This window comes from Wandonia sp. (assembly GCF_984588085.1).
The window spans coordinates 1-11,370 of sequence record NZ_CFIGVI010000069.1; the positions used below are offsets into that span (position 1 = coordinate 1).

Consider the following 11,370-nt stretch of genomic DNA (forward strand, 5'->3'; position numbering starts at 1 on the left):
TTAGGACGCCAGGTTTTCATCCTGGAAACAGGAGTTCGATTCTCCTATGGGCTACAGAGTTTTACTCAAAATAAAAAATTAGTTTAAAAATTATGGCGAATCATAAGTCAGCATTAAAGAGAATTCGTTCAAACGACGCGAAGAGAATTAGAAACAAGTACGTGCACAAAACAACGCGTAACGCTGTTAGAAGTCTTCGTTCAATGACAGACAAGAAGGAAGCAGAAGCGCTTTTACCATCCGTTATCGGTATGTTGGATAAATTAGCAAAGAAAAACGTTATCCACAAGAATAAAGCGGCTAACCTGAAGTCAAGTTTGACGATTCACGTTAACAACTTGTAAGAAAAAAGAAGTAACGATATTCGGGAGATCTGTTGATCTCCCTTTTTTGCGTTGTACCTATGGCTTTTAACGATGTAGCACCCGACTGGAAAGATTTTATAGAGAAGGAGTTTGAACAACCCTATTTTAAGAAGCTGTCTTCTTTTCTGAAAGAAGAATATGAACAGCATACGGTTCTTCCTCCGAAAACCAAAATATTCGCTGCTTTTGAAGCGACACCTCTTCACAATGTAAAAGTGGTAATTCTGGGGCAGGATCCCTATCCGACACCCGGACACGCACACGGGTTGTGTTTTTCTGTTCTGCCGGATGTGTTCCCTTTGCCAAAATCCCTGAATAATATCTATAAAGAGATTAGTTCGGACTTGAATCAAAATCCTCCGAAAAATGGTTATCTGATGCACTGGGCTGAACAAGGTGTTTTCCTGCTGAATACTGTACTGACGGTTCGGAAAGGAGAACCACAGAGTCATGCTAATCAGGGGTGGGAAGAATTTACCGACAAGGTTATCGGTAAAATAAACGATTTACCGCATTCGGTTGTCTTTCTTTTGTGGGGAAGTCGGGCACAATCCAAAAAGCTTCTGATTGACACTAATAAACACTATATCCTTGAAGCTCCGCACCCTTCACCGTTAAGTGCACACAGAGGATTTTTCGGGTGTCGTCACTTCAGTAAAACAAACGCTTTTTTGTTAGAACGTAATTTAGAGCCAATCGCTTGGTAAATCAAACAAAGCATTATTTTTGCATAGTATGAACTTAAAAAATGATTTGATACTCCGGGCTGCAAAAGGAGAGATGACAGAACGTTATCCCGTGTGGCTGATGAGACAGGCAGGAAGAATTTTACCTGAATACAGAGCTGTAAGAAATTCTCTTTCCGGTTTTAAGGAACTGGTAGAAACTCCGGAACTGGCAGCAGAAGTAACCATTCAGCCGGTGGATATTCTGGATGTGGATGCAGCCATTATTTTTTCAGATATTTTGGTGGTTCCGGAAGCGATGGGGCTTGAGTACCAGATGATCGAGAAAAAAGGGCCCTGGTTTGAAGAAACGATACGTTCGGCAGAAGACCTGAAAAAAGTAGATCTTACTATCGATGTGGAAGAGCGCCTTGCTTATGTACTGGAGGCAATCAAAATCACAAATAAAGAACTTGGAGGACGAGTTCCCCTGATTGGTTTTGCCGGAGCACCCTGGACAATCTTTTGCTATATGACCGAAGGGCAGGGGTCGAAAACGTTCTCAATAGCACGAAAAATTCTGTATACAAATCCGGCTTTGGCACACGAATTGTTAGATAGTATAACGACCGTGACAATTGATTACCTGAAAGCACAGGTAAAAGCCGGAGCACATATGTTACAGGTTTTTGACTCCTGGGCAGGTATTTTGGGACCGGATCAATATGAGGAATTCGGTATACGTTATTTGAAAAGAATTGCGGATGCAATTACCGAGGTACCGCTGACTTTATTCTCAAAAGGAGCGCATCATTCCTATGGATCATTGGCTCATCTGGATTGTAATACAATAGGCGTAGACTGGCAAATAGATGTCCGTAGAGCCAGAGAACTGACAGGAGATAGCAAAACCTTACAGGGAAATCTGGATCCTTGCGCGCTGTATGCTTCCCATGAAAAGGTGGCTGAATACACAAATAAAATGCTCAATAGCTTTGAGAATAAAAGACATATTGTAAATTTAGGCCACGGAGTTTACCCGGATGTTGATCCGGAGAAGGTAAAAACATTTGTACAAACGGTTAAAGAATTTAAACGTTAAAATTTGAACTATGAAAAAACTGATATTGACTCTTCCTATGTTCGTCGCTTTTGGACTGCTGGCACAGGAAGGTGAAAATCTTGTAGAAAACGGAGGTTTTGAATCGATTGATAAAACGGTAAAGAAGTTAGGTTCTATCCAGAATGCTGTCGGGTGGACGTATCCTACCGGGGCAAAATCAGATGTTTTTGTTCCAAGCAAAAAAGTACCGGATGTAGATACGGAAAATAATCCATACGGAGGGGAGATTCCTAATGAAGGATCAAACTACGCTGGGATTATAACGTATTCGCACAATAATAAATTACCAAGAACTTACGTAACAACCAAGCTTTCTTCTCCGATGAAAAAAGGGATGAAGTATTGTGTTAAATTCTACGTTTCTCTTGCTGAGCTTTCAAAATATGCATCCAATAATATTGCAGCAAACTTTAGTAAAAAAGAGTTTGGTACGAGTGAGAAAACATCGATTATTGATGAATCACATGTAGTGGATTGGGAAAACAAGATTTTCAATGCCACTTTCGGCTGGGATCGTGTATGTGGAACGTATACTGCTCAGGGAGGAGAGAAGTTTATTACAATAGGAAACTTCAAAAGTAACGAGGATACCAGAACCGAACGTGTGAAAAAAGCAGCAGGGGTAAGAGGTACGCAGACGATTTCGGCATACTATTACTTAGACAACGTATCTGTACAGTTATTGGGGAATGACGAAAAGTGTGATTGTGGAGTTGATAAAGGAATCGATTTCGGATCAACTGTAATTTTCTCAAAAAGTGATTACTTCCGCGATAACATGACGCTTGGGGAAAAAGTAGAAGCGAGTACGATTTACTTTGGTTTCGGGCAGGATATGGTTACCGGAGCGGCAAAACGTGACCTGGATCGTCTTGTGAAACTTATGGAAGAAAACCCATCTATGCGCTTGAAAATAGAAGGACACTCTGATGTTGAAGAAACAGCAATGGAAGAGGAAAAACCGGGAGTTTTCAAAGGTATTTCTCAGAAGCGAATTAATGCTGTGATTAAATACCTGATGGATCAGGGTGTTAATGATCTTCGTCTGGTTGGTTCGGATAGTGGAGATCGCAAGCCTTCGGACAGTTCCGAAACTTCGGATGATGAATTGAAACAAGCTAAAAACAGAAGAGTAGAGTTTAGAGTGATTAAATAATACCGGACTTTTAGATACTAAAAGGCTATCGCATTGCGGTAGCCTTTTTTATTGTGCTTAATCCTAAATGGATAAATAGAAACAGCCCGTAGAAATGATCCGCGGGCTGTTTGTTTTTTATGCTTTGAAACCTGATTACTTCACGTGCTTTGACGTAAAACGGGAAGTTGATTTGTTCCAGTTGTCCAATTGCTTTGAACGCGTACTGTTTAACTTCTCATTGGTTGCATTATAGTTTTGTGTGCTATTGTTGTAATCTGTAATTGCTGCATTGTACTTCTCAACAGCTTCTTTAGTTTGCTCTTTCTTGGATAGTTTTTCAAAGGCCTGCTGCGTTTTTTCGAATAATTCTTTTTTAAGGTAGAAATCTGTTAAAACCGGAAAGTGTTTCTCAGCTTCTTCCTGATAAAATTCAAGAATAGCTTTGCAGCTTTCTTTCAGTGAAGCATCACCATCAAAGTTGCTGATCGACTTTAGCTTTTCAAGTCCTTCCTTTGCAAACTCAGCAAGTGAATTTTTGTTTTGCTCCATGGCATTTACATCACCTCTTTGTACAGCATCCATAAAATAAGCTTCCTGCTTGTAAGGCTTGAAGAAAATAAGGTAAACTTCGTTGTAGTACTTCCACATGCGGTTTGCCTGTGCTACGCGTAAGGACATCTTAGAAGCTTCACCTTCGATGATCTGGATGTCATATTTTTCTCCGAAAACATGAAGCTGATCATTCAGACGGTCGGAAGCCTGTTGCATTTTTTCATTGGCAATTTCCTGTACTTTCAGGTATGCTTCCATTAAATCATAGGATTCTTCTGCTACAGTTTCCATATCAACAATTTTAGAGTAATCGTCAACCAGAACTGCCTTGTTCATTTCAAGGAATGCAACAACTGAGTCGCGGTAAGAAGCATCACCTTTATAGGCAGGTGTTTTTTTAACGTGTTGAATAGCTCCATTCATTTCGCTAATCAAATTACTTCTCTTTTTCTCAATTTTTCGGGCTCCTTTGTCCTTTGCTACTGCACTGGTGTATTCCCAGGTTTTGGTAGTAATCGGGTTATTGATACTGTTAAGTGTATTTAGGTGCTCTACAGCACCGTTGTCCTGCGCAAAGAGACTGTTGCAGGAGATAGCGGTAACAAAAACCGCCTTAGAAAAAAATGAACTTTTCATAATTTACTTGGCTTTTATTAATTGTATGTAATCGACTAAAATTGCATAGGCTTCCCGAATAGAAATATCGGAACTTAGTTCCTCCCGGGTCAATTTATTCTGCTTTTCCAGCTCCGAATTAAATAGGAATACAGTTTCATCAAACCGGTGGTTCGTAACTGTAAAGGAAGTGTCTTCCATTTCCGGAGAGGTGTTGAGCAGAGAATCAAGTTGTTCAATGTGTGAATGGTAATTTTTAAACCCGTCGAAACTAAGAGGTATTTGTTCAATATTTCGGAATTTCAACATGGCCTGATTTATCTCTTTATGATGGGCAACTACCTTGCTGTTATTCTGTCGTTTCGAGCTTGTTTCCCGCAATTCTTTCAAAGGAAGAGGAGGGAAGGGAGAGAAGGTTACTTTTTTATCAATAGAATCTGGGTAAATGGAATTCAATAAATCCTTTTCTCTTGTGTGAAACCCTTCCCACATGCTAAATAGTTGAATGTCCGGTTGAATACCTTTTTGTTGGTACGAAATTCCGTTTAACCGAAAGATCTGGCTCAGCGTTAACTTAACAAATCCTTCGTGGTCATCGTCAAATACAACAGGACGGATGCTTTGCATAGAAGCTTTTCCAAAGGAAGGACTCCCGATGATAATGGCCCGGTTATAATCCTGAAGAGCTCCGGCAAGAACCTCTGATGCCGATGCCGAACTTCCGTTTATCAGAATCCCCAATGGACCGTCGTATGCAAGTCCACGGTTGAAGTCTTTCATCACGACTACGTTTTCTTCAGAATCTGCTAACATCGTCAGTGGTCCGTGATCAATAAAGATTCCTGCAAAATCAATAGCTTCTTTCATAGACCCGCCTCCGTTATAACGCAGATCAAGAATAATTCCTTTGATACCGTCCGATTTAAGCTTGAGAATTTCTTTAGCGACATCATTGGCACACCCATTCCAATCTTCAAAACTCCAGGAAGTATAAAAAGAGGGAATCACTATGAAACCAATTTTTCCGGAACCATTATCCAGAATGTAACTATTGATCGTATTGTCTTCCGATTCGAGCTTTCCCTTTTTTAAAGTAATACTTTCTGTACTTCCATCATTTTTTTCGATAGTAAGCTCTATTTTACGGATATCAGTCGCACTGAGTTTTTTAAAAACTCCTGTTATTGACAGGCATTGTAAATCCAGTGTGTCTGATTCGGCGATCAACTGTATAATCTTATCATTTTCATTAATGTTTCCCGATTGCCATGCGGAAGATCCGGGAACAATGTGGGAAATAATGACCTCGTTTTTCTGATTCTTGTCGATAGAAATTCCGAAACCTTCAACCTCGGTTGATAACATTTCCTCAAAAATTTTCATTTCAGTCATATTGAAATAACTGGAATGCGGATCATAGGTTGTAGTGATCGCATTGAAAAAGAGATTCAGAATACTGTTGGACAATCCTTCATCGGGTGTTAGTAATAGTTTCAAACGACACCTTGTACTGGTAATGAATTGATTCTTTTTTGCTGTAATTTCAGTTTCCGTAGGAATCGAATCCGTTTCAAACAGGGAGTATAGTATATGAAGACTCCCACGTTGTTGCCATCTTACTTGTAATTCTTTCAGATCTTTTGGGAATGATTTTCTGAAAGCAATTCGCGTATAAATCTGATCGTTCTGTTCAAAGGAAACAGGGGTTATAAGCTCAGGTAAAATTGAGTCAATAAGTTGAATTCGATCTTCATATATGGACTCGGTTTGCCGCAGAAATTCACAAATCGGCTCATTATCTTCCCACCATTTTGATGGGTATGACTCCTTGATCGTTTGCAGATCTGATGCTGTAAAGAACTTTTTTTCTTCATCTAACAAATCAATAAAACGATCCACTATTTTTTCAGAAATAGAATCAGTAATAGGTTGTTTTGAGTAATGCTCCTGCTCGAAGAGTTCCAGCAAAGGAGTTATTTTCGCACATTGTGAATAGGAACTTCCGGCAGCAATAAATAGTAGCATGCAGGCAGTTAGAAGTGGGGTGATAAAGTTCGGCAAATTCAAAACAGTCTCCAATAAAAAATGCAAAGGTAATCATAAAATGAGGAACTGTTTAGCTTCAATATTGCTTTTAGGATTCTAATAATACGGTATATTGTTTATTTTGTTGTAAATGATTTGTTTAGGGGTGATTTGTTGAAAAAAATATTTGCGAATTAATTACTAGTCAGATTACAGTAAATAGTGTTTTCCGGTCATACTGCTTGCTTACCATTCATGTAAAATTCACATTGGGCAAACTTATTGTCCTTTCATTTGTAATACTTTTGAGAAAACTAAATTCAGATGAACAAATTTACTCTACTAGTAGTTTTTACACTACTATTATGTTTAACAACCGTTTCAGCACAAGATAAATATACGCTTAGTGGTTATGTTCGGGATGGAGGGACAGGAGAAGAATTAATCGGAGCAACTGTTCGGATTCTCGATCTTGAAAATACGGGAGCAGCTACAAATGCTTACGGTTTCTTTTCAATTACCTTACCAGAGGGTGAATACAGGATTGCTGTTCAGTTTGTAGGATTTGTTACAGTCGAAGATACGATTCTGCTGACAGAGGATAAACGTTTGGATTTTAATTTGATAGATAACACAACGTTGAATGAAGTTGTGGTTGAAGCCGAACGTCAGGATCAGAATGTAACCGATATCCAAATGGGAGTGGATAAACTGGATATGCGGGAGATTAATAAAGTACCTGTTTTAATGGGAGAAAAAGATGTTCTGAAAACCATTCAACTCCGACCGGGAGTAAAAAATGGTGGAGAGGGAACCGGTGGTTTTTTCGTTCGGGGAGGAGCTGCAGACCAAAATTTGATCCTGTTGGATGAAGCAACGGTGTACAATGTTTCTCATCTTTTGGGCTTTTTCTCCGTATTCAATTCGGATGCGTTGAAAGATGTTACACTTTATAAAGGAACTCAGCCGGCAGAGTTTGGAGGGCGTCTTGCCTCAGTACTGGATGTACGGATGAAGGATGGAAATATGAAACGCTTCGGTGTAAGTGGTGGAATTGGTTTGATTTCGGCCCGCCTTAATGTAGAAGGTCCGATTGTAAAGGATAAAGGTTCTTTTAGTATTGCAGGACGAAGAACGTATGCGGATTTGTTCCTGAAACTATCCCGGGAAGAAAGCCTGAAGAATTCACAATTGTACTTTTATGACCTCAACCTGAAAGCAAATTATAAACTAAATGAGAGGAACAGGATTTATCTTTCGGGTTATTTCGGAAGAGATGTACTGGGCTTTCAGAAAGTCTTTGGACTGGACTGGGGAAATGCAACGGGAACTTTACGCTGGAATAGTCTGGTGAGTGAGAAACTGTTTTCCAATACGACTTTTATCTTTAGTGAGTACAATTATAAAGTGTCTATTGATTTTGCCGGAAACAATGCGGAAATTGTTTCGCGAATCCAGAACTATAACCTGAAACAGGATTTTCAATATTTTATCAATTCGGAGAATAAAATCAAATTTGGAATTAACTCCATTTTCCACCGTATTTTACCTGGGAAACTGGCACTTGAAAACCAACCGATTGTTAACTCGAAAGAGAATAATCGCTATGCATGGGATAATGCCGCCTACATAAGTCACGAGTGGAAACCTTTCAAACGGGTAGGTTTCGAATACGGTGCGCGATTATCAACGTTTACACTGGTCGGAAGAGGGGACTTTTACGGATATAATGCAGCAGGTGATGTAATTGACACAACTCGTCTGGGGAATGCGGAATTTGGAAAAACCTATGTAAATATTGAACCGAGAGTGGGCGTAAATCTGTTACTTTCGGAGAAGAACTCCCTGAAAGCATTCTATGGAAGAAATACACAGAACCTGCATCTTCTGTCGAATTCTACGACCGGTAGTCCTACTGATCTCTGGATTCCGAGTAGTTACAACGTTCGCCCGGAAATTTCAGACCAGGTGTCTCTGGGATATTTCAGAAACTTCCTGTCGAATAAACTGGAATTGTCTGTTGAAACCTACTACAAGTGGCTGCAAAACCAGATCGACTATAAGGATGGGGCTGAGTTAGATCTCGGAGAAAATGTAGAATCTCAGCTTTTAACGGGAACAGGACGTGCTTACGGAATTGAGATCCTGTTTAGAAAAAAAGTTGGAAAAATAACCGGTTGGGTAGGGTATACACTGTCCCGTGTAGAGAAAAAGATAGAAGGAATTAACAACGATGAATACTACCCGGCAAGACAGGATCGAACGCATGATATATCTATTGTCCTGATGTATCAGATTTTACCGAGATTAAGTGTGGCAGCGACCTGGGTGTATTATACAGGAAATGCAGTGACATTCCCGAGTGGAAAATATGAAATTCAGGGACAGGTAGTGAATTACTATACCGAACGAAATGCTTACCGGATGCCGGATTACCACAGAATGGATCTGGGGATTACTTTTGACGGAAAGAAAAGAAAACGCTTTGAGTCAAGCTGGAACTTGTCTTTTTATAACCTGTATGCAAGAGAAAATGCATTTACCATCACATTCGAAGAAGATCCGAATGATCCGTCAAAAACACAGGCTGTTCAGACATCACTGTTCAAAATCATTCCTTCCATTACCTATAACTTTAAATTTTAATTCATTTACCTTATGAAAACGATCTTTCGAAATATACTTGCAGCCGGGTTGGTATTACCTTTTGTAGCTTGTGAAAAAGTTATTGATATCGATTTGAATGATTCGGATCCATTGTTGGTAATAGAGTCGAATATACACGATGAGGGCGGACCGTATCAGGTGCAGTTGACAAAAACAGTGAATTTTGATGAATCCAATTCTTTTCCGGGTGTGAGTGGCGCTGTGGTTACAATTATTGATAGCGACGGAGCAACGGAAGTTTTGAACGAAGTATCTCCCGGAACGTATGAAATGACTACAATTACAGGAGTTCCCGGAAAGTCTTATACCTTAACCATCGACGTGGAAGGCGAATCATACGAAAGTACTTCGACCATGCCTTTGTTGACAGAAATAGATACCGTTCGTGTTGAGCAGGGACTTTTTGGACCGTTCAGATACCTGACAGTTGTATTTCCCGATGATCCGAATGTGGAAAACTATTACCGGGTTCTGTTCGTACGAAACGGAGAACCGGATGATGATATTAATGTCGTGTCTGATATGCTGGCGGAAGGAGGAGATATGGAAGTTCCGTTGTTTTTCTTTGGAGATGATTCGTTGACAACAGGGGATGTGGTAGAGGTGATTTTACAGAATATTGATAAAACAAATTACGAATATTTACGATCACTAGACGGGACAATTAACTCAGCTGTTTCTGCCACTCCGGCTAATCCGGTTTCTCCTTTCTCTCCCAATGCACTGGGATATTTTAGCGCACACTCTGTTCACCGGAAAACGATTACTGTTCAATAGACGGTTGCAAGGAGAGAACTTGTTCATCAATTTTGCAAAGTAGTATCATTAGTCGTCTTATCTTTGCAGTATGAATTTCGGGGAAAATGCAGATACAATTTGCGCGCTTTCGACAGCAAACGGTATGGGAGCTATCGCTGTTATACGTGTTTCCGGACCAAAAGCGTTAGAGATAACTTCAGGAGTTTTCAGTAAAGACCTTACCGATAAAACTTCGCATACGGCTCATTTCGGGTATATACAATCAACAGAGGGGCAGTTAATTGATGAGGTATTGGTTACTGTGCTTCAAAAAGGGAAGTCCTTTACAGGGGAAGCAACAGCAGAAATAGCCTGCCATGGTTCGGTATACATCCAACAACAGATTTTACAACTCTTACTCGAAAACGGATGTCGTATGGCCGACCCGGGAGAGTTTACCATGCGTGCTTATATGAACGGTAAGATGGATTTGGCCCAGGCAGAAGCCATTGCTGACCTGATCGCTTCCCGTTCCTCAATGGCGCATTCGTTGGCTATGAAACAGATGCGGGGAGGGTTTTCCCGCGAATTGCAACAACTTCGTGAGCAATTAATTCAGTTTGCTTCATTGATTGAACTGGAACTGGATTTTTCAGAAGAAGATGTGGAGTTCGCAGACAGAACACAATTGAACAATCTGGTTCGGGAAATTATATCAGTAGTGGCTCGCCTAAAAGAATCTTTTTCAACCGGAAATGCGATTAAGAATGGTGTTCCTGTTGCCATCGTAGGTGCCCCCAACGTAGGAAAAAGTACCTTGTTGAATGTGTTGTTGAATGAGGAAAGAGCGATCGTTTCAGATATTGCCGGAACGACAAGAGATGTTATTGAAGATGAAATCGTTCTGGACGGTATCAGTTATCGTTTTATCGATACAGCAGGATTGCGTGAAACACAAGATGTGGTAGAAAGTATGGGCATTGAACGCTCGTATAAAAAAGCGAAAGAAGCCCTGATCGTCTTATACTTGTTGGACGAAAGAAATACAAATGCGGAAGCAACGCTAAATGAACTTACTGATTTCAGGAGTAATTACCTGAACGAAGGGCAGCAACTCATTGTTATTGTTAATAAGCGGGATCTATTATCCGAAGCTTTTGACTTTTTAGCGGAGTACAGTCCCGTATTTATCTCAGCTAAGGAACGTTCCAACCTGGAAGAACTTCTTGAGCGACTTCGGGAATCGGTTACAATCAGCGGAGTAGGAGAGGAAGATGTAATTGTCACGAATTCACGTCACTTTGATGCGCTTCAAAAAGCCCATTCCGATCTGTTAAAAGTACTGGAAGGATTAGAAAATGGAATCACAGGCGATTTTGTTGCAATGGATATCCGTCAGGCAATTCACCATCTGGGTTCCATTACAGGCGAAATCTCAACAGATGATTTGTTGGGATCTATTTTTTCTAAGTTTTGCATCGG

General features: G+C 40.2%; 9 protein-coding genes. 7 read left to right on the top strand and 2 right to left on the bottom strand.

All coding sequences use genetic code 11. The annotated features are described in order from the left end of the window. Positions 1–92 precede the first annotated feature (92 nt). Genes rpsT through AC4PL9_RS14645 form a run of 4 tightly spaced genes read left to right on the top strand, consistent with a single transcriptional unit; the run spans position 93 to position 3,309 of the window. Entirely contained in the window at positions 93–344 is a 252-nt protein-coding gene (rpsT, locus tag AC4PL9_RS14630; RefSeq protein WP_491605494.1) for a 30S ribosomal protein S20, read from the top strand. Positions 345–403: 59 nt separating this feature from the next. After that, entirely contained in the window at positions 404–1,072 is a 669-nt protein-coding gene (gene ung, locus AC4PL9_RS14635) for a uracil-DNA glycosylase (protein ID WP_491605495.1), read from the top strand. A 28-nt stretch (positions 1,073–1,100) separates the two neighbouring features. Then, positions 1,101–2,132 (top strand): uroporphyrinogen decarboxylase, encoded by a 1,032-nt coding sequence (gene hemE / locus AC4PL9_RS14640; protein ID WP_491605496.1) that lies wholly within the window; start codon positions 1,101–1,103, stop codon positions 2,130–2,132. A gap of 10 nt (positions 2,133–2,142) precedes the next feature. Next, on the top strand, positions 2,143–3,309 hold the full coding sequence (locus tag AC4PL9_RS14645; RefSeq protein ID WP_491605497.1) for an OmpA family protein: 1,167 nt from the start codon (positions 2,143–2,145) through the stop codon (positions 3,307–3,309). 135 nt (positions 3,310–3,444) lie between these two features. Here the strand turns inward: AC4PL9_RS14645 and AC4PL9_RS14650 are convergent, their stop codons facing one another. Together AC4PL9_RS14650 and AC4PL9_RS14655 are read right to left on the bottom strand one after the other, a co-directional pair. After that, positions 3,445–4,479 (bottom strand): LIC11966 family surface protein, encoded by a 1,035-nt coding sequence (locus AC4PL9_RS14650; protein ID WP_491605498.1) that lies wholly within the window; start codon positions 4,477–4,479, stop codon positions 3,445–3,447. A 3-nt stretch (positions 4,480–4,482) separates the two neighbouring features. Further along, positions 4,483–6,483 (bottom strand): S41 family peptidase, encoded by a 2,001-nt coding sequence (locus AC4PL9_RS14655; RefSeq protein WP_491605499.1) that lies wholly within the window; start codon positions 6,481–6,483, stop codon positions 4,483–4,485. A gap of 324 nt (positions 6,484–6,807) precedes the next feature. Between AC4PL9_RS14655 and AC4PL9_RS14660 the strand changes: the two genes are divergently transcribed. The 3 genes from AC4PL9_RS14660 to mnmE all read left to right on the top strand — a co-directional run. After that, positions 6,808–9,129 carry a TonB-dependent receptor gene (locus AC4PL9_RS14660; RefSeq protein WP_491605500.1) on the top strand — a complete coding sequence of 774 codons (2,322 nt, stop codon included), beginning with the start codon at positions 6,808–6,810 and terminating at the stop codon, positions 9,127–9,129. A 12-nt stretch (positions 9,130–9,141) separates the two neighbouring features. After that, a complete protein-coding gene (locus tag AC4PL9_RS14665) occupies positions 9,142–9,927 on the top strand; it encodes a DUF4249 domain-containing protein (protein ID WP_491605501.1) in 786 nt (261 codons plus the stop codon). 70 nt (positions 9,928–9,997) lie between these two features. After that, positions 9,998–11,370: tRNA uridine-5-carboxymethylaminomethyl(34) synthesis GTPase MnmE (gene mnmE, locus AC4PL9_RS14670; protein ID WP_491605502.1), on the top strand; the 1,373-nt coding region annotated here is incomplete at its 3' end.